Consider the following 18,991-nt stretch of genomic DNA (forward strand, 5'->3'; position numbering starts at 1 on the left):
TTAGTTGGACGCCAGGCCCAGGGCACGCTTCACCGGGCCAAAACTGCGCCGGTGATGCTCTGTTGCGCCGTGTTCCTGCAGCTTCTGCAGGTGAACAGCGGTGGGATAGCCTTTATGCTGGGCAAATCCGTAGTGGGGAAATGCGAGGTCCAGCGTGGCCATTTCGGCGTCACGAGTGACTTTTGCCAGAATAGACGCTGCGCTGATTTCTGCCACCCGGCTGTCGCCTTTGACTACTGCCAGGGAGGGCATCGGTAGCGATGGGCAGCGGTTGCCATCGATCAGGACAAACTCGGGCACAATGCTCAGGCCGGCGACGGCGCGCTGCATCGCCAGCATAGTGGCATGCAGGATATTCAGCTCATCGATTTCGTGCGGCTCGGCGCGCCCCAGGCTCCAGCACAGCGCTTTCTCTTTAATCTCATCGAACAGCGCCAGACGACGCTTCTCGCTGAGTTTTTTGGAATCATTCAGACCCACAATCGGCTTCGCCGGATCGAGGATCACCGCCGCGGTCACCACCGCGCCAACCAGGGGGCCACGCCCGACCTCATCGACGCCGGCAACCAGATGGGTATGCGGATAGACGAACTCCATCATTGTTTTGCTAACTCCAGTACGGCATCCGCCGCCTGCTCATCGGCGTTGCAGCGGATCTGCTGATGCAGCGCGCGGAATGTCTCATGCATCTCATGACTGGTTTTGCCATCGGCCAGCAGCGGCTGCAGAGCGGCAGCCAGCGCCTGCGGCTCGCACTCATCCTGCAGCAGCTCTTTAACCAGCTCGCGCCCGGCCAGCAGGTTCGGCAACGAGACGTAGTCGGTTTTAACCAACCGCTTCGCCAGCCAGAAGGTGAACGGCTTCATGCGATAGCCAACCACCATCGGACATTTCGCCAGCATACACTCCAGCGCCGCCGTCCCGGAGGCCAGCAGCGCGGCGTCGCTGGCGATCATCGCATCGCGCGCCTGACCGTCCAGCATATGGACGATCATATCCGGCGCCGTCTCAGCTTTAATTCGCTCAAACTGCTCCCGCCGTTTGGCATTAACCAGCGGCACCACCACCTGCAGATCGGGATAGGTAGCCCGCAGAAGCTGAGCGGTTTTCAGAAAGTCCGCGCTGAGCATTTCGACTTCTGCGCCGCGGCTACCGGGCAACAGCGCCAGGCAACGCACGTCGTGCGGGATCCCTAACCGATCGCGCGCGGCGCCTTTGTCAGGATCCAGCGGCATCGCATCCGCCATGGTATGGCCGATAAAACGGCAGGGAACGTTAAATTTGTCATAAAACGCTTTTTCGAAAGGCAGAAAGGCCAGCACCAGATTGGTGGATCTGCCGATTTTGAAAACGCGTTTTTGTCGCCAGGCCCAGACCGACGGGCTGACGTAGTGAATGGTTTTGATGCCCTGCTTTTTCAGATTCCCTTCGAGGGTAATATTGAAATCAGGGGCGTCGATGCCGACGAAGACGTCGGGACGCAGCTCGCCGAAGCGGCGGGTCAAATCGGCGCGAATATGGAGTAAGCGACGCAGGCGACCGAGCACTTCAACAATACCCATCACCGCCAGCTCTTCCATTTCGTACCAGGCTTCACACCCTTCCGCCTGCATCAGCGGTCCCGCCACGCCGACAAAGCGCGCATTCGGGATGCGTGCTTTGAGGGCGCGGATGAGGCCGGCGCCAAGAATATCGCCGGAGGTTTCTCCGGCGACCAGGGCAATCGTCAGGGGACGCTGTTCAGTCATTAACGAATCAAGCCGCGGGTAGAGCGGGCGAAGAAATCGACAAACGGCTGGACTTCAGGATGCTGAGTCGCCAGTTCGGCGATCTCCGGCTTGGCTTCTTCCAGCGTCTTGCCGCTGCGGTACAGCAGTTTATACGCGTTGCGGATTGCGGTAATCGCTTCCCGGCTGAAGCCGCGGCGTTTCAGGCCTTCGATATTGACGCCGAATGGCGTCGCATGGTTGCCCTGGGCAATCACGAACGGCGGAACGTCCTGCGCCACGCCGGAGCAGCCGCCAACCATAACATGTGAGCCAATGACGCAGAACTGGTGCACCGCGGTCATGCCGCCGATAATGACATAATCATCCAGCGAAACATGGCCCGCGAGCGTCGCGTTATTGGCCAGAATGCAGCGATCGCCAAGCGTACAATCGTGCGCCACGTGGGCGTTGATCATCAGCAGGTTATCGTTGCCCACCTTTGTTAATCCACCGCCCTGTACTGTGCCGCGATGAATGGTGACGCTTTCGCGAATGCGGTTGCGATCGCCAATTTCCACCCGGGTCGGTTCGCCAGCATATTTCAGATCCTGGTTAACTTCGCCGATGGAAGCGAACTGATAGATCTCATTGTCACGGCCGATTTTGGTGTGGCCATTAACGACAACGTGAGACTTCAGTACGGTGCCTTCGCCGATTTCGACGTTGGCGCCAACAATACAAAACGGACCAATGTGGACGTTAGCGCCAATCACGGCGCCTTCTTCTACAATGGCGGTAGGATGAACAAAAGCGGTTTTATCAATCACGTATCAGGCCTCCCGGCTACGCGCACACATCATCGTCGCTTCGCAAACCACTTTACCGTCAACCAGCGCAACGCCTTTGAAACGGGTCAGGCCGCGGCGGGTTTTCTCGAAAGTGACTTCCATAATCATCTGATCGCCTGGTACTACCGGGCGTTTGAAACGTGCTTCATCGATGCCCGCGAAGTAATACAGCTCGCCTGGTTCCAGTTTTCCAACGCTTTTGAATGCCAGAATCCCGGTGGCCTGCGCCATTGCTTCCAGAATCAGGACGCCAGGCAAAATCGGCTTACCAGGGAAATGCCCCTGGAAAAACGGCTCGTTTACAGAAACATTTTTTACTGCGCGCAGAAAACGACCTTCTTCAAAATCCAGCACGCGATCTACCAGCAGGAACGGGTAACGGTGAGGCAGAAGTTCCAGAATCTCTTCAATGTGCAGAGTATGAGTGTCAGTAGTCAAAATACTCTTCCTGTCTAAATGTACTAAAAGGCAATAATAACACGGCCTGCGGCAATCTTTTAGCGAATGCAACAGGCCGGAAATGTCATGTGACCAAATGATGAATTAGTCTTGTTGATTAACCTTGCGCTCAATCGCTTTCAGGCGCTTGCTCATCTCGTCAATATTCATCACCAGCGCAGCGGTTTTACGCCACGCCTTGTTCGGCTGCAGCGGAATACCGGAGGAGTATACGCCAGGTTCGCTGATAGGACGCATCACCATCCCCATCCCCGTGACGGTGACCTTATCGCAGATTTCCATATGGCCGTTAATCACGCTGGCGCCGCCAATCATGCAGTAGCGGCCGATTTTCAGGCTGCCTGCCATGATAACGCCGCCGGCAACCGCGGTATTGTCGCCAATCACCACGTTATGCGCAATCTGGCACTGATTATCAATGATAACCCCGTTGCCAATCACGGTATCGTCCAGCGCGCCGCGGTCAATTGTGGTGCAGGCGCCGATCTCCACGCGATCGCCAATAATGACGCGACCCAGCTGCGGGATCTTCACCCAGTTGCCGCGATCGTTGGCGTAGCCGAAGCCATCCGCGCCGATCACCGTGCTGGACTGGATCAGGCAATTCTCGCCGATCTCAATCTCATGGTAAACGGTCACATTGGCCCACAGACGCGAGCCGGCGCCTATTTTCGTATTTTTCCCAACGAAGCAGCCTGCGCCGATGACCACGTTATCACCCAGCACTACCCCGGATTCGATAACGGCGTTGGCGCCGATGGCAACGTTGCTACCCAGCTTCGCCGTCGGATCGATAACCGCGCTCGGCGCGATATCCTGTGCCGGCTGCGGCGTGGTATCCAGAATTTGAGCCATGCGCGCGTAGGTCAGGTAGGGATTACGCACTACCAGCGCGGCGCTATGGGCAAAAGGCAAATCATCCTGCGTCATCACAACGGCAGAAGCCTGGCAAGCGGCCAGGTGCTCACGGTACTTAGGGTTGACCATGAAAGTGATTTGGCCCGTTTTCGCGCTCTGCATGGACGCAACGCCGGTGATGACGATATCGCCATCACCGTGTAATTCTGCATCCAACTGCTGCGCGAGATCAGCCAGTCGAATTGAAGGCATTACTTATTTAACCTGTTTCAGCACATCAGCGGTGATGTCTTTTACATCGCTGCTGTTGTATGCAACGGCATTCGCGTCAACCACCAGATCGATGCTCTGATCTTTCGCTACGCTCTGTACGGCAGTCTGGATACGGGTCACCAGTTTGCCACGCTCTTCGTTGGAACGACGAGCGCGATCCTGTTCAAACGCCTGCGCTTTCTGGGAGAAGGTCTGGCGCTGAGCCATCACGTCTTTTTCCAGTTTGGTACGATCGGCGCCCGGCTTCATGGACTGCAGACGCTGCATTTTAGACTGCAGGTCGCCTTCCATACGCTGCAGTTCGCTAGCGCGGCCTTTGAACTCGTTTTCCAGCGTGTTGGAAACGCCAGTTTTCTGGGCAACCTGTTGGAACAGGCTGTTCATGTTCACCAGGGCAATTTTATCTGCCGCCTGAGCGGAAGTTACCATTGCCAAACCCAGACCTGCAGCTAATAACCACTTTTTCACAATAAACTCCTTACCATCCCATGAGTACCCAGGGGTACCGTTATTTGCGTGGCGAGGCGATAAACGCGTTATCGCCTACGGTCAGCGCTATACTGCACTTGCATTCCGTTGCCGCCAACAATTACCAGGTTTTACCAATGTTAAACTGGAACTGTTCGGCTTTGTCTCCATCGTACTTTTTGAACGGTTGGGCGTAGGAGAAGACCAACGGCCCCAACGGCGACATCCACTGCACGGCAATACCCGCAGACATACGGATGTTGCTCGGATCGCTGTAATCCGGATATCCAGCGTACGCGTTCGAATCCCAGTGAGTATCCCATACGGTACCCATATCCCAGAAGAAGGAAGTCCGGACCGAGTTCGCATATTTGTCACTAATAAACGGCGTCGGGGTAATCAGCTCCAGGCTGGCCACCGCCATGGCGTTACCGCCCACCGCATCATCGGATTTACACGGTGCGGATTCGGTGCTCTTACAGTCGTTGGTATAGCCGCTGTCGCCATCATGACGGCTGCTCGACGGGAAGTACACCGCCTTCGGACCAATGGTGTTCGACTGGAAGCCACGCACGGTGCTGGAGCCACCTGCATAGAAGTTCTCATAGAACGGCATCTCTTTGCCGCCGATACCATCGCCATAGCCAAAGCGGGTACGACCCAGCACCACCCATTCATGATCGTTGTCGATCGGCACATAGGTGGCGGTATCCAACGTCGCTTTGTAGTATTCGTTGTCCGAACCCGGAATGGTCACTTTACCGTTCAGGTTGACGCGCGAACCTTCGGTTGGGAAGAAGCCGCGGTCAAGCTTGTTATAGGTCCAACCGTAGTTGAAGGTGAAGTCATTCGCACTGAACGAGTTCCGGTCGTTGGTGTTGTCCGGATACTGGCCCATCGAGTTCAGGTAACGCCACATCGCCACCTGCGGCTGCATATTGGACAGGGAGTTGTGCACATACCCGACGCCCGCGCGCAGCGTGTTGTATTCGTTGACCGGGAAGCCCAGCGTGACGTCTGTACCATAGCTTTTGTTGGTATAGTCAGACAGATCCGCATCGTTCGCGTCAAAGTCATTATAGAAGATACGACCGCCGAGGCTCACACCGTCTACGGTGAAGTACGGGTTGGTCACCGACAGCTCGGTATAGGTCTGGTAGTCGTTTTTGGTGCCGTTGATCCCGACAGCATAGCCAGTACCTAACCAGTTATCCTGCTGAACGCCCGCCTGGAAGCTGACGCCGCTCTCGGTACCGTAACCGATACCGAAGTTGAAGCTACCGGTGTTACGCTCTTTCACCTTGTAGACTACGTCGACCTGGTCCGGGCTGCCTGGTACGCGCTGGGTATCGGTATCGACCGTTTCGAAGAAGCCTAAACGGTTGAGACGGTCTTTACCCTGATCGACGAGGTCGCTGCCCAGCCAAGCGCCTTCCATCTGGCGCATTTCGCGGCGCAGAACGGCGTCTTTGGAGGTGTCATTGCCTTCGAAGCGAATTTTACGCACGTAATAGCGGTTGCCCGCGTCGACGTTGACGTGCAGCTTAACGGTTTTATCGCTGTCGTTGATCTCCGGCTGCGACTGTACCCGCGGGTAGGCGTAACCATAACGACCCAACAGTTTCTTGATGTCGTTTTCCATCTTGGTCACTTTCGCGCCGTTATACAGTTCACCCGGCTCGACTTTGGTCAGCGCTTCGATTTCCGCGGAATGGCCGGCGAGGTTGCCCGTCACCTGTACCCCGGAAAACTTGTACTGATCGCCTTCGGTGATGTTGACGGTGATATAGATCCCTTTCTTATCCGGCGTCAGGCTGACCTGGGTAGAATCGATGTTGAAACGGGCATAGCCGCGATCCAGGTAGTAGCTGCGCAGGGTTTCAAGGTCGCCCGCCAGTTTCTGCTTCTGGTATTTACGGTCGCCGACCACGTTCCACCACGGCACTTCATCGCGCAGCTGGAAGTGGGAGATCAGCTCATCAGTCGAAAACGCATGGTTGCCGACGATGTTGATCTGCTGAATTTTAGCGGAGACGCCTTCCTGGAAGACCAGTTTCAGGTCGACACGGTTACGCGGCAGCGGGGTAACGACCGCTTTGACGCTGGCGCTGTATTTACCGACGCTGTAGTAGAAATCCTCGAGGCCCTTCTCGATATCCGCGATGGTCGTGCGGTCAAGCGACTCGCCCACCCGAACGCCAGAGGCCTCAAGGTTCTGCTTGAGCATGTCATCTTTCACCGACTTGTTGCCGGAGAAGGTGATGCTGGCGATCGTCGGACGCTCTTTCACCTGCACCAGCAGGGTATCACCATCGCGCAGGACGCGGACGTCCTCGAAGTTGCCAGTGGCAAACAGCGCGCGAATAGTGTTACTGATATCATCGTCGGTCACCGTATCGCCAGGACGCACTGGCATACTGAGGAGGGCCGCACCAACAGCGACACGCTGCAAGCCTTCGAAATGAATGTCCTTCACCACGAACCCTTCAGCACCGTATACAGTCGCGCTGCTAAACAGCAGCGACGCTATGAGCAACTTTTTCATCGCCATCGTTATTATGCGTTCTTCCTAACAAACTCTCTTATAACCGAGAGAAATCATTGAAAAGTGCAAGCCCCATTAACAGCACCAGCAGTATTGAGCCAATGCGATAACTAAAGTCTTGAACTCGCTCGGATACCGGCCCGCCCTTCAGCTTTTCAATCGCCAAAAACAGCAGATGTCCCCCATCCAGTACGGGTAGTGGGAACAGGTTGATGATTCCGAGGTTCACGCTAATCAGCGCAAGGAACATCAGATAATAAATCAACCCAAACTCCGCTGACATTCCAGCCCCCTGAGCGATAGAGATCGGCCCACTGAGGTTGTTCAGTTTGACATCACCGGTTATCAATTTACCCAGCATCCTGACCGTCAGCGACATCAGCTGCCAGGTTTTATCCGTGGCTTCAGCGATGGCGGCAAACGGTCCGTACTGACGTACTGTCTTGTATTCTTCAGGCAGCGGGATGACCTTTGGCACCACCCCTGCGAACCCTTCTGCCTTACCTTTCACCGTTTTTGCATCCGGCGTCAGGGTTAACGGCAGCGCACTCCCCTGCCGTTCAATCTCCAGCGCCAGCGCTTTGCCCGGATTATCGCGCACCAGATTAACAAACGTCATCCACTGCGTTAACGGTTGACCATCGACTTTAACGATCCGGTCGCCCGCTTGCAAACCTGCTTTCTGCGCTGCCGAGCCCGCCTGGACCTCCGCCAGCACTGTATCAATCTGCGCGCTGCGCGGCTGGATCCCCAGCGACGTGACGGGATCTTGCTTGTCTGGCTCAAACGCCCAGTGCCGCAGATCGACGATTTTATCCTGGCGCTGATTAGTCCCGAAAGGGGCGACGGTAAGTATTGTTTGCGGGTTGCCGATTTTGGCCACCAGCTGCAGACGCACCGCATCCCAATCAGGCGTTTCGATACCATCTATCGCTTTAAGTTCCGTTCCTTTTGCAATTTGTGCTTGCGCGGCAACCGAATTGGGCGTTATTTCACCCACTACCGGACGGACCCCAGGAACGCCGATGATGAAGACCAGCCAGTAGGCAAAGATAGCGAAAAGGAAGTTAGCGATGGGACCGGCGGCAATGACCGCCGCGCGCTGGCCGACGGTTTTATTATTGAACGCATAGTGGCGCATCTCCGGCGCCACCGCTTCAACACGCTCATCCAGCATCTTGACGTAGCCGCCCAGCGGGATCAGGGCAATGACGAACTCTGTACCCTGCTTATCCATCCGCCGCCACAACGCTTTGCCGAAGCCGATAGAAAAACGCTCAACCCGGATACCGCAGCGACGCGCTACCCAAAAATGGCCAAACTCATGCACCGTAATCAGTACGCCAAGCGCAATGATAAAAGCTGCCAGATTCCAGAGCACGCTCAGCATATCACCTTCCGTCAAATCGTCCTGAAGACCAACAGTAGCAGACAGGCGAAGACCGGCACCGCCGCCGTCAGGCTGTCGATACGATCGAGAATACCGCCGTGTCCGGGAATCAAGTGCCCGCTGTCCTTAATGCCGGCCTCGCGCTTAAACATACTTTCCGTCAAATCGCCCAGCACCGAAGCCAGGGCGGCTACCACCGAACAGACCAGCAGCACCGTTGGCGTAACGTCAAGATGGGCCCACACCCCGTAGGCCCAGGAGATCACCGCCGCGGTCAGCAAACCGCCAAAAAAGCCCTGCCAGGTTTTTCCCGGCGAAACCTTCGGCGCCAGCTTGTGCTTGCCAAACATTTTGCCAAACATATAGGCGCCGGAATCCGCGCCCCAGACCAGAATCATCACGTACAGGAGCCACAGCGCACCGCTGTAATGGTTATCGGTATAGTGCCAGGCGCGTAGCGCCAGCATGCCCCAGAAAAACGGGACAATGGTCAGGATACCAAAGATGAGGCGCAGCACTTTAGAGTGACGCCAGAATGCCGCCGACGCCGGATAAGAGAGCACCAGCAGCAGCGCGACGATCCACCAGACGAAAGAGGCCCACAGCGAGCCTTCAACCATCGGTTGATGAACGTCATAATGGTATTCCGGCAGCAGAAACAGCATCGCCGCCAGCAGAAGGCCGCACAACACCGCCAGCCAGACCCGCTGCGACGTCGAGGTGAAACCACTCAGTTGCCCCCACTCCCATGCGGCGAGCATACAGACCACCAGGGTCACGATAGCAAACCCCATAGGCGGCAATAAAAACAGCGCCGCAATGACGACGGGGATTAAGACGAAAGCAGATATCAGGCGATACTTCAGCAAAAGTGACCCCCATCAGGCATGACTGCCACCCGGCTCAGTGCCGCCGAAACGACGCTCTCGATTAACAAAGGCATGGAGTGCACCTTCAAAGTCCTGTTCAGCAAAATCGGGCCAAAGAACATCCGTAAAGTAAAGTTCGGCATAGGCAATTTGCCAAATCAGAAAATTACTTATTCGGTGCTCTCCCCCGGTCCTAATAACTAAATCTACGGGAGCCAGTTCATGCATGCAGACCTGCTGACTCAGCATGTCTTCCGTGATCTGCTCAGGCAGCAGCGTCCCGTCCTGTACCTGTTTCGCCAACAAACGAACGCCCTGGGTAATATCCCAGCGACCGCCGTAATTGGCCGCAATATTCAGCGTTAAGCCGGTATTGTTCGCGGTCAGCGCTTCCGCTTTGCGGATACGCTCCTGCAGGCGCGCATTGAAGCGCGTGGTGTCGCCAATAATCCGCAAACGCACATTGTGTCGGTGCAGGCTTTTGACTTCGCTATCCAGCGCCCAGACGAACAGCTCCATCAGCGCACTGACTTCCTGAGCCGGACGGTTCCAGTTTTCGCTGCTGAACGCGTATAACGTTAACGCCTCAATCCCATTATTCGCCGCGAAAGAGACCGCGCGACGCACGGATTTCGCACCGGCCTTATGCCCGAAAGCGCGAATTTTACCTTGCCGTTTCGCCCAACGGCCGTTGCCATCCATAATAATGGCGACATGACGGCAGCCATGTGTGGGCGATATTTCGCTGACAGTTTGATTAGCAGACAACATCACGCGTTTTAAGTCCATAATAAGGATTAACTAGCCACCAAACAGAGGCCACCGGGCCGCGCTGGATACGCCTTTTTATCCGGTGCCGGGGCTGCAGCCAATCGCAGAGAACAACCAAAAGCTTTACGCAAAAAAGCCGTGTTTTGCCACGGCCACCGTAATCTTTAACAACAAAATGCAACGATCGGGTGGCGCAGACTATATCACTGAAGCTTTGCGCCCACAAATATCACCGCGTTACGCCTGGGTGACCAACCGTTTCAGCTGTTGATGAGCAACCGCGCGGGCCTCAGCGTCGATAACCAGAACGTCATCAATGCTTTGCGGCTCCTGCAGGTTCATCTTATCCAGCACAGTCTGGTTAACCGCCGCAATATCGGTAAAGCGGATATCGCCATGCAGAAACGCGGCAACCGACTCTTCATTGGCCGCATTCAGCGTGGTGGTCGCCGCCTGGCCGACGTCAAACGCCTCCATCGCCAGCTTCAGGCACGGATACCGCGTATAGTCTGGCGCGGAGAAGCTCAGATTGCTCAGTTGGCAGAAGTCCAGCGGCTTAGCGCCGGAGTTCAGCCGCTGCGGCCAGCCCATGGTATGGGCGATCGGCGTGCGCATATCCGGCTCCCCAAGCTGCGCCAGCACGCTGCCGTCCTGATAGCGAACCATCGAGTGGATCACCGACTGCGGATGGATAAGGACCTCCATCTGCCGGGCCGAGGCGTTAAACAGCCAGCGCGCTTCAATATATTCCAGGCCTTTGTTCATCATCGTGGCGGAGTCAACGGAGATCTTGCGTCCCATCGACCAGTTAGGATGACGGCAGGCCTGATCCGGCGTCATCGCCGCCAGTTCAGCTACCGCTGTCTCACGGAAAGGCCCGCCCGAGCCGGTTAGCAGGATGGATGAAACGCCATTCTGCGTCAGGTCAGCGTATCCCAGATGCTGCTGAATTGTCTCCGGCATACTCTGAAAAATCGCGTTATGTTCGCTATCGACCGGCAGCAATCGCGCCCCCGACCATTGAACCGCCTCCATGAACAAGCGACCGCAGGTCACCAGCGACTCTTTATTCGCTAACAACACCGTTTTCCCGGCGCGGATCGCCGCCAGCGTCGGCACCAGCCCCGCCGCGCCGACGATAGCCGCCATCACCTGATCGACCTCCTCCAGCGCTGCGACCTCTGCCGCCGCCTGCTGGCCGCTCAGCACCTCGGTACGGCAGCCATGTTCCTGCAGACGGGTGCGCAATCGCTCAGCGCTTTGCGCATCGTCCATCACGGCGTAACGGGGGGTAAATTCAAGGCATTGTTCAACCATACGGTCAACGTTTTTCCCCGCGACCAGCGCGGCGACGGAAAAGCGACCGGGATTATGGCGCACCACGTCCAGCGTGCTACAGCCAATGGAGCCGGTCGAACCGAGAACGGTTAATTGCTTCATGAGACGTCCAGAAGAGTGGAAACAGAATAAAAAGCAAAACGCCGCCAGCAAGCCCCTACGCAGCAATTATCAGGGATAAGACGGCGGCATTAGGCCTTCAACTTAGCGCTAAAGGCTACAAGGCCAGCGGTCGCAACGCAATCCCGAGAATTGAGCGTACAGTCTTCTGTACGGCGTTTCGGATTTTACTCAGACCAGACGCTGTCAGGCCCGAGTAAGGGCAGAGCATCAGAACTGCATCAGTTCTGCTTCTTTGTCTGCCAGCGCCGCGTCAACTTTCTTGATGGCGGCGTCAGTCATTTTCTGCACGTCGTCCTGAGAACGGCGATCGTCATCTTCGCTGATCTCTTTCTCTTTCAGCAGCGCTTTGACTTTGTCGTTGGCGTCGCGGCGAACGTTACGTACGGCAACGCGCGCCTGCTCAGCTTCACCACGCACGATCTTGGTCAGATCTTTACGACGCTCTTCGGTCAGCGGCGGCAGCGGAACACGAATATCGCTGCCGGCAGAGCTTGGGTTCAGACCGAGGTCGGACGCCATGATCGCTTTTTCAACGGCCGCGGACATAGAACGGTCAAAGACGTTGATTTTCAGGGTACGGGAGTCTTCGACGGTGACGCTGGCCAGCTGGCGCAGCGGGGTCGGCGTACCGTAGTATTCAACAACAATCCCGTCCAGCAGGCTCGGAGAAGCACGACCCGTGCGAATTTTGCTGATTTGGTTTTTGAATGCTTCGACGCATTTTTCCATGCGGATTTCAGCATCTTTTCTGATATCGCTAATCACGTTACGAATCCTTGAAAGCTTGTCTCAGTCAGACCAGACGGGGCACCCGTCGGAAAATGAGCTAAGTATAGTCAGATTTAATGAAAATCACCGGGTAATATCCCCGCGAAAGTAAAGCGGAATATTACCCGGATTTGGCGCTGACGGGAATTATTCCGTGATCAATGTGCCTTCTTTTTCGCCCATCACCACGCGACGCAGGGCGCCAGGTTTGTTCATGTTGAAGACGCGAATCGGCAATTTATGGTCACGCGCCAGGGTGAAGGCCGCGAGATCCATCACTTTCAGCTCTTTTTCCAGCACTTCGCTGTAGGTCAGCTGATCGTACATCGTGGCGGAAGGATCTTTGGCCGGATCAGCGGTGAATACGCCGTCAACCTTGGTGGCTTTCAGCACCACATCGGCTTCAATTTCAATACCGCGCAGGCAGGCTGCGGAATCGGTGGTAAAGAACGGGTTGCCGGTACCCGCGGAAAGGATCACCACGCGGTTGTTGCGCAGCAGGCTGATCGCCTCTGCCCAGCTGTAGTTGTCGCACACGCCGTTCAGCGGAATGGCGGACATCAGACGAGCGTTCACATAGGCGCGGTGGAGCGCATCGCGCATCGCGAGGCCATTCATGACCGTTGCCAGCATGCCCATGTGGTCGCCCACAACGCGGTTCATACCCGCTTTCGCCAGACCAGCACCACGGAACAGGTTACCGCCACCAATTACTACGCCAACCTGAATACCCAGCTCAACCAGCTCTTTGATCTCCTGAGCCATGCGGTCAAGTATGCTTGCATCAATACCGAAGCCTTCTGAGCCCTGCAGCGCTTCGCCACTTAATTTCAGCAGAATACGTTTGTAGACGGGTTTTGCATTGGTAGCCATGTTTCTTTCCTGAGACTGTCAACGAATGAGATGTGAGAATTCCGGCGACATTGTATGTCGCATTTCAGCGCGGTCACTATAAGCAGTTGGCTGAATTTACAAAATGGGCGCAAAAAGAAGCCGCCCTCAGGCGGCTCCTTGTAAAAATTAAGACTGCTTGGACATCGCAGCAACTTCTGCTGCAAAGTCAGTCTCAACTTTCTCGATGCCTTCGCCCACTTCAAAGCGGATGAAGCCAGTCACGTCAGCGTTGTGCTCTTTCAGCAGCTGACCAACAGATTTGCTCGGCTCCATGACGAAAGGCTGACCAGTCAGAGAAACTTCGCCGGTGAATTTCTTCATGCGGCCTTCAACCATTTTCTCTGCGATTTCTTTCGGCTTACCGGACTGCATCGCGATGTCCAGCTGAACCTGGTACTCTTTCTCTACCACTTCAGCAGACACGTCTTCCGGCTTAACGAATTCCGGCTTGCTTGCAGCAACGTGCATTGCCAGCTGCTTAACCAGCTCTTCGTCAGCGCCTTTAGCGGCAACCAGAACGCCGATGCGCGCACCGTGCTGGTAGCTGCCCAGAACGTCGCCTTCCAGAACAGCGATACGACGGATGTTGATGTTCTCACCGATTTTAGCAACCAGGGCAACACGTTCTTCTTCGAACTGCGCTTTCAGAACTTCAACGTCGGAGATTTTACCCGCAACAGCGGCGTCCAGTACTTTGTCAGCAAATGCCTGGAAACCACCATCTTTAGCAACGAAGTCAGTCTGGCAGTTAACTTCCAGAATGTAACCGTAGTTGCCTTCGATTTTGGTTTTGATCACGCCGTCAGCAGCCACGTTGCCTGCTTTCTTCGCCGCTTTGATCGCGCCGGATTTACGCATGTTTTCGATTGCCAGCTCGATGTCGCCATTCGCTTCAGTCAGCGCTTTTTTGCAATCCATCATGCCTGCGCCAGTACGTTCGCGCAGCTCTTTTACCAGGGAAGCGGTAATTTCAGCCATTCTAAAATCCTCGGGAGATGTGGATACTGCCCGGCCAACGGCCAAACAGCGTAAATTGAAAAAAGGGGCCGATAATGGGCCCCTATTCATACACGGTACTAATAAGGGCTTAAACCTTATTATTCAGCTTCTACGAAGCTTTCTTCCGCCTGAGAAGCCAGGTCCTGAGAGCGACCTTCACGAACGGTAGCAGCAACAGCGCCCAGGTACAGGCTTACTGCGCGGATTGCATCGTCGTTACCCGGGATAACGAAGTCTACGCCGTCCGGATCAGAGTTGGTATCAACGATAGCAAATACCGGGATGCCCAGGTTGTTTGCTTCTTTGATAGCGATGTGCTCGTGGTCAGCGTCGATTACGAACAGTGCGTCCGGCAGGCCGCCCATGTCTTTGATACCGCCCAGGCTGTTTTCCAGCTTGTCCAGCTCACGAGTACGCATCAGCGCTTCTTTCTTGGTCAGCTTGTCGAAAGTACCGTCCTGGGACTGAGTTTCCAGGTCTTTCAGACGTTTGATGGACTGACGAACGGTTTTCCAGTTAGTCAGCATACCGCCCAGCCAGCGATGGTTCACGAAGAACTGGTCGCAGCTCAGAGCAGCGTCTTTTACCGCTTCGCTTGCAGCGCGCTTAGTACCAACGAAAAGGATTTTACCTTTACGAGCAGCGATCTTGTTCAGTTCAGCCAGAGCGTCGTTGAACATCGGTACGGTTTTCTCAAGGTTGATGATGTGAACTTTGTTACGCGCACCGAAGATGAACGGCTTCATTTTCGGGTTCCAGTAACGGGTCTGGTGACCGAAGTGAACACCAGCCTTGAGCATGTCGCGCATGGAAACAGTTGCCATGTTTAAAACCTCTATAGATTAAATTGGGGTTATGCCTCCACGTATCCCATATTACCGACCCCAAAGGGCACCCCGGAATATGTGCCGATACGTGTGTGTTGTTACACAAAGTGAGATTTGTCGCTCCCGTCCATCCTGTGTATCTGAGATGGATCGGAAGTCCGGCGCGCTTTATACCACAAAATCCACCCAGACACCAACTCTTGTTGACGTCGCGTGCTGTTAATGATTCTCAGTTTGGCACCAGCCTGCCCGGACTGTTACCATTGACAGGACTTACTCTATTATTGTCGAAAATATCGACACTGCTGGACATACTCCATGGCTATCTCTATTAAGACATCTGAAGATATTGAAAAAATGCGCGTTGCCGGTCGCCTGGCCGCTGAAGTGCTGGAAATGATCGAACCCTGGGTTAAGCCGGGCGTCAGCACTGGCGAACTGGACCGTATCTGTAACGACTATATCGTTAACGAGCAGAAGGCCATTTCCGCCTGTCTCGGCTATCACGGCTATCCGAAATCCGTCTGCATTTCGGTCAACGAAGTGGTCTGTCACGGTATCCCTGACGACGGCAAACTGCTGAAAGATGGCGATATCGTGAATATCGACGTGACCGTCATTAAAGATGATTTCCATGGCGATACCTCCAAAATGTTTATCGTCGGCAAACCGACGATTCTCGGCGAGCGCCTGTGCCGCATCACTCAGGAAAGCCTGTACCTGGCGCTGAAGATGGTGAAGCCGGGCATCAATCTGCGCACCATCGGCGCGGCGATCCAGAAATATGTGGAAGCGGAAGGATTCTCCGTGGTTCGCGAATACTGCGGTCATGGCATCGGCCGCGGCTTCCATGAAGAGCCGCAGGTGCTGCACTACGACTCGCCGGAAACCAACGTCGTGCTCAAACCAGGCATGACCTTTACCATCGAGCCGATGGTCAACGCCGGTAAAAAAGAGATCCGCAGCATGAAAGACGGCTGGACGGTGAAAACTAAAGACCGGAGCTTGTCTGCACAGTATGAGCATACTATTGTGGTGACAGACAACGGCTGCGAAATTCTGACGCTACGTAAGGATGACACCATCCCGGCGATAATCTCGCACGATGAATGATGAAAAGCCGGCGCCCGCCGGCTTTTTTATTAGATAGTTTTTTCTTATGGTGACGCGATGAGCAACTCATTACCTGACACAGCCTCCCCTCTTCTGCCCATCCCGCCGGAACATCCGGTGAGCTGGCCGCAGGGCGATCTGAACTGTGCTGCAATAAAGGCGCACATCGATACCTTTCAGCACTGGCTGGGCGAGGCGTTTGACGCCGGTATCGCCGCGGAGCTGCTCATTGCGGCGCGCACCGAATTTATCGACCAGCTGCTGCAGCGGTTGTGGATCGCCAGTGGATTCGAATCCGTCTGCGACCTGGCGCTGGTGGCCGTCGGCGGCTATGGCCGCGGCGAGCTGCATCCGCTTTCTGACGTCGATCTGCTGATCCTCAGCCGCAAAAAGCTGCCGGACGACCAGGCGCAAAAGGTCGGCGAACTGCTGACGCTGCTGTGGGACGTCAAACTGGAGGTAGGCCATAGCGTACGCACTCTCGAAGAGTGTTTACTGGAAGGGCTTTCAGATCTCACCGTCGCCACGAACTTAATCGAATCGCGCCTGCTGATCGGCGACGTCGCGCTGTTCCTTGAGCTGCAAAAACATATTTTTAGCGACGGCTTCTGGCCATCAGAAAAGTTCTTCGCCGCCAAGGTCGAAGAGCAGAACGTCCGTCATCAGCGTTATCACGGCACCAGCTATAACCTCGAGCCGGACGTGAAAAGCAGCCCCGGCGGCCTGCGCGATATCCATACGCTACAGTGGGTGGCTCGCCGCCATTTCGGCGCCACCTCAATGGATGAGATGGTCGGCTTCGGTTTTCTGACCGAAGCCGAGCGCAATGAGCTCAACGAGTGTCTGCATCAACTGTGGCGTATCCGCTTCGCGCTGCATCTCGAACTCACTCGCTATGACAACCGCCTGCTTTTCGACCGCCAGCTCAGCGTCGCCCGCCGGCTCGGCTATGAAGGCGACGGCAACCAGCCGATTGAGCATATGATGAAGGACTTCTTCCGCGTCACCCGCCGGGTGAGCGAGCTGAATCAGATGCTGCTGCAGCTGTTTGAAGAGGCCATCCTTGCGCTGACCGAGGATGAAAAACCGCGCCCGATCGATGATGACTTCCAGCTGCGCGGCACGCTGATCGATCTGCGTGACGATACGCTGTTTATTCGCGAGCCGCAGGCCATTCTGCGCATGTTTTATATTATGGTGCGCAACAGCACCATCACCGGCATCTACTCCACGACGTTGCGCCATCTGCGTCACGCCCGCCGCCATCTGACCCAGCCGCTGTGCTATATCCCGGAGGCGCGCACGCTCTTTCTCAGCATGCTGCGCCATCAGGGAGCAGTGAGTCGCGGACTGCTGCCGATGCATCGTCACAGCGTGCTGTGGGCCTATATGCCGCAGTGGTCCCATATCGTCGGCCAGATGCAGTTCGACCTGTTTCACGCCTATACCGTCGATGAACACACCATCCGCGTGATGCTCAAGCTGGAGAGTTTTGCTAAAGAAGAGACTCGTAGCCGCCACCCGCTGTGCGTGGAGCTATGGCCGCGCTTAACGCACCCGGAGCTGATTTTAATCGCCGCCCTGTTCCACGACATCGCCAAAGGGCGCGGCGGCGACCACTCGATCCTCGGCGCGCAGGATGTGCTGAAGTTTGCCGAGCTGCACGGGCTGAACTCCCGGGAAACGCAGCTGGTCGCCTGGCTGGTGCGTCACCACTTGCTGATGTCGGTCACCGCCCAGCGGCGCGATATTCAGGATCCGGAGGTGATTAAGCAGTTCGCCGAGGAGGTGCAAACGGAAAATCGCCTGCGCTATCTGGTGTGTCTGACCGTCGCCGATATCTGCGCCACCAACGAAACCCTGTGGAACAGCTGGAAGCAGAGCCTGCTGCGCGAACTCTATTTCGCCACTGAAAAACAGCTGCGTCGCGGCATGCAAAGCACCCCGGACATGCGCGAACGCGTGCGTCACCATCAGTTGCAGGCGCTGGCCCTGCTGCGGATGGACAATATTAATGAAGAGGCGCTGCATCAGATCTGGAACCGCTGCCGCGCCAACTATTTCGTGCGACATACGCCGACGCAGCTCGCCTGGCACGCCCGCAACCTGCTGCGCCACGATCTGAATAAGCCGATGATCCTCCTGAGCTCGCAGGCCACCCGCGGCGGAACGGAGATTTTTATCTGGAGCCCGGATCGCCCTTACCTGTTCGCCGCGGTGTGTGGCGAACTGGACCGTCGCAACCTCAGCGTCCACGATGCGCAGATCTTCACCACCCGCGACGGCATGGCGATGGACACCTTTATTGTCCTCGAACCCGACGGCAGTCCGCTGTCCGCCGATCGCCACGAAGCGATCCGCCAGGGTCTGGAACAGACTATCACGCAGCGCAGTTGGGAACCCCCGGCGCCCCGTCGTCAGGCGGCAAAACTGCGTCATTTCTCGGTGGACACCGAGGTAAATTTCCTGCCGACCCATACCGATCGGAAATCGTTTCTCGAGCTGATAGCCCTTGACCAGCCCGGGCTGCTCGCCCGTGTCGGTCAGGTATTCGCCGACCTCGGAATTTCGCTTCACGGGGCGCGAATTACGACAATTGGTGAGCGAGTAGAAGATTTATTTATAATCGCTACCGCCGACCGGCGTGCCCTTAATAATGAGCTGCAACAAGAAGTGCAACAACGGTTGACAGCGGCCCTCAATCCAAACGATAAAGGGTGACGTATTTTTTTTAGTGAA

17 protein-coding genes are annotated in these 18,991 nt (G+C 55.8%); 2 read left to right on the forward strand and 15 right to left on the reverse strand.

The genetic code is table 11. The features are described from left to right. The 15 genes from rnhB to rpsB all read right to left on the reverse strand — a co-directional run bounded on the left by rnhB (position 1) and on the right by rpsB (position 15,136). Positions 1-600, reverse strand: a complete 600-nt coding sequence (gene rnhB, locus ACQUTI_RS15625) for a ribonuclease HII (protein ID WP_004204458.1) — start codon at positions 598-600, stop codon at positions 1-3. Further along, positions 597-1,748: a lipid-A-disaccharide synthase gene (gene lpxB / locus ACQUTI_RS15630; protein WP_064151083.1), complete on the reverse strand. Its 1,152-nt coding sequence runs from the start codon at positions 1,746-1,748 to the stop codon at positions 597-599. Before lpxB ends, rnhB begins: the two co-directional genes overlap by 4 nt. Then, on the reverse strand, positions 1,748-2,536 hold the full coding sequence (lpxA, locus tag ACQUTI_RS15635) for an acyl-ACP--UDP-N-acetylglucosamine O-acyltransferase (RefSeq protein WP_004204455.1): 789 nt from the start codon (positions 2,534-2,536) through the stop codon (positions 1,748-1,750). The genes lpxB and lpxA overlap by 1 nt, the downstream gene beginning before the upstream one ends. 3 nt (positions 2,537-2,539) lie before the next feature. Then, complete coding sequence (gene fabZ, locus ACQUTI_RS15640) at positions 2,540-2,995, reverse strand: 3-hydroxyacyl-ACP dehydratase FabZ (protein WP_004145858.1); 456 nt, start codon at positions 2,993-2,995, stop codon at positions 2,540-2,542. A 105-nt stretch (positions 2,996-3,100) separates the two neighbouring features. Next, a complete protein-coding gene (lpxD, locus tag ACQUTI_RS15645) occupies positions 3,101-4,126 on the reverse strand; it encodes a UDP-3-O-(3-hydroxymyristoyl)glucosamine N-acyltransferase (RefSeq protein ID WP_004204453.1) in 1,026 nt (341 codons plus the stop codon). A gap of 3 nt (positions 4,127-4,129) precedes the next feature. Continuing rightward, positions 4,130-4,615: a molecular chaperone Skp gene (skp, locus tag ACQUTI_RS15650; protein ID WP_002889325.1), complete on the reverse strand. Its 486-nt coding sequence runs from the start codon at positions 4,613-4,615 to the stop codon at positions 4,130-4,132. 121 nt (positions 4,616-4,736) lie between these two features. Continuing rightward, positions 4,737-7,166 (reverse strand): outer membrane protein assembly factor BamA, encoded by a 2,430-nt coding sequence (bamA, locus tag ACQUTI_RS15655; RefSeq protein ID WP_004204452.1) that lies wholly within the window; start codon positions 7,164-7,166, stop codon positions 4,737-4,739. 31 nt (positions 7,167-7,197) lie between these two features. Beyond that, positions 7,198-8,550, reverse strand: coding sequence for a sigma E protease regulator RseP (rseP, locus tag ACQUTI_RS15660; RefSeq protein WP_004204451.1), 1,353 nt, complete (start codon positions 8,548-8,550; stop codon positions 7,198-7,200). Positions 8,551-8,561: 11 nt separating this feature from the next. Further along, positions 8,562-9,419: a phosphatidate cytidylyltransferase gene (gene cdsA, locus ACQUTI_RS15665; RefSeq protein ID WP_004204449.1), complete on the reverse strand. Its 858-nt coding sequence runs from the start codon at positions 9,417-9,419 to the stop codon at positions 8,562-8,564. A 12-nt stretch (positions 9,420-9,431) separates the two neighbouring features. Continuing rightward, a complete protein-coding gene (gene ispU / locus ACQUTI_RS15670) occupies positions 9,432-10,190 on the reverse strand; it encodes a (2E,6E)-farnesyl-diphosphate-specific ditrans,polycis-undecaprenyl-diphosphate synthase (RefSeq protein WP_002889316.1) in 759 nt (252 codons plus the stop codon). 237 nt (positions 10,191-10,427) lie between these two features. Further along, positions 10,428-11,630, reverse strand: a complete 1,203-nt coding sequence (gene ispC / locus ACQUTI_RS15675) for a 1-deoxy-D-xylulose-5-phosphate reductoisomerase (RefSeq protein ID WP_080841711.1) — start codon at positions 11,628-11,630, stop codon at positions 10,428-10,430. Between the two features lie 228 nt (positions 11,631-11,858). Continuing rightward, positions 11,859-12,416: a ribosome recycling factor gene (frr, locus tag ACQUTI_RS15680; protein WP_002889308.1), complete on the reverse strand. Its 558-nt coding sequence runs from the start codon at positions 12,414-12,416 to the stop codon at positions 11,859-11,861. A gap of 150 nt (positions 12,417-12,566) precedes the next feature. Beyond that, on the reverse strand, positions 12,567-13,292 hold the full coding sequence (gene pyrH, locus ACQUTI_RS15685) for a UMP kinase (RefSeq protein ID WP_002889306.1): 726 nt from the start codon (positions 13,290-13,292) through the stop codon (positions 12,567-12,569). A 147-nt stretch (positions 13,293-13,439) separates the two neighbouring features. Beyond that, complete coding sequence (gene tsf / locus ACQUTI_RS15690) at positions 13,440-14,291, reverse strand: translation elongation factor Ts (protein WP_004151930.1); 852 nt, start codon at positions 14,289-14,291, stop codon at positions 13,440-13,442. 119 nt (positions 14,292-14,410) lie between these two features. Beyond that, positions 14,411-15,136, reverse strand: coding sequence for a 30S ribosomal protein S2 (gene rpsB, locus ACQUTI_RS15695; RefSeq protein ID WP_004204447.1), 726 nt, complete (start codon positions 15,134-15,136; stop codon positions 14,411-14,413). 321 nt (positions 15,137-15,457) lie between these two features. On the opposite strand from rpsB, the gene map reads away from it, so the two are divergent. Continuing rightward, the gene (gene map / locus ACQUTI_RS15700) at positions 15,458-16,252 is read left to right on the forward strand and encodes a type I methionyl aminopeptidase (RefSeq protein ID WP_004204446.1); all 795 of its coding nucleotides are present in this window, start codon (positions 15,458-15,460) and stop codon (positions 16,250-16,252) included. Positions 16,253-16,309: 57 nt separating this feature from the next. After that, positions 16,310-18,973 carry a bifunctional uridylyltransferase/uridylyl-removing protein GlnD gene (glnD, locus tag ACQUTI_RS15705; protein ID WP_017900651.1) on the forward strand — a complete coding sequence of 888 codons (2,664 nt, stop codon included), beginning with the start codon at positions 16,310-16,312 and terminating at the stop codon, positions 18,971-18,973. The last annotated feature ends 18 nt before the right edge of the window (positions 18,974-18,991 follow it).

Origin of the sequence: Klebsiella sp. 7-CIP_Kleb., from assembly GCF_050378655.1 — a bacterium.
In the GTDB taxonomy this organism is placed as follows: Bacteria; Pseudomonadota; Gammaproteobacteria; order Enterobacterales; family Enterobacteriaceae; genus Klebsiella; species Klebsiella quasipneumoniae.

What these genes read in the sequence shown, in the direction of transcription:
- rnhB (WP_004204458.1), bottom strand. Translation starts at nt 600, where the DNA reads ATGATGGAGTTCGTCTATCCGCATACCCATCTGGTTGCCGGCGTCGAT.
- lpxB (WP_064151083.1), bottom strand. Translation starts at nt 1,748, where the DNA reads ATGACTGAACAGCGTCCCCTGACGATTGCCCTGGTCGCCGGAGAAACC.
- lpxD (WP_004204453.1), bottom strand. Translation starts at nt 4,126, where the DNA reads ATGCCTTCAATTCGACTGGCTGATCTCGCGCAGCAGTTGGATGCAGAA.
- bamA (WP_004204452.1), bottom strand. Translation starts at nt 7,166, where the DNA reads ATGGCGATGAAAAAGTTGCTCATAGCGTCGCTGCTGTTTAGCAGCGCG.
- rseP (WP_004204451.1), bottom strand. Translation starts at nt 8,550, where the DNA reads ATGCTGAGCGTGCTCTGGAATCTGGCAGCTTTTATCATTGCGCTTGGC.
- ispU (WP_002889316.1), bottom strand. Translation starts at nt 10,190, where the DNA reads ATGTTGTCTGCTAATCAAACTGTCAGCGAAATATCGCCCACACATGGC.
- ispC (WP_080841711.1), bottom strand. Translation starts at nt 11,630, where the DNA reads ATGAAGCAATTAACCGTTCTCGGTTCGACCGGCTCCATTGGCTGTAGC.
- pyrH (WP_002889306.1), bottom strand. Translation starts at nt 13,292, where the DNA reads ATGGCTACCAATGCAAAACCCGTCTACAAACGTATTCTGCTGAAATTA.
- tsf (WP_004151930.1), bottom strand. Translation starts at nt 14,291, where the DNA reads ATGGCTGAAATTACCGCTTCCCTGGTAAAAGAGCTGCGCGAACGTACT.
- rpsB (WP_004204447.1), bottom strand. Translation starts at nt 15,136, where the DNA reads ATGGCAACTGTTTCCATGCGCGACATGCTCAAGGCTGGTGTTCACTTC.
- map (WP_004204446.1), top strand. Translation starts at nt 15,458, where the DNA reads ATGGCTATCTCTATTAAGACATCTGAAGATATTGAAAAAATGCGCGTT.
- glnD (WP_017900651.1), top strand. Translation starts at nt 16,310, where the DNA reads ATGAGCAACTCATTACCTGACACAGCCTCCCCTCTTCTGCCCATCCCG.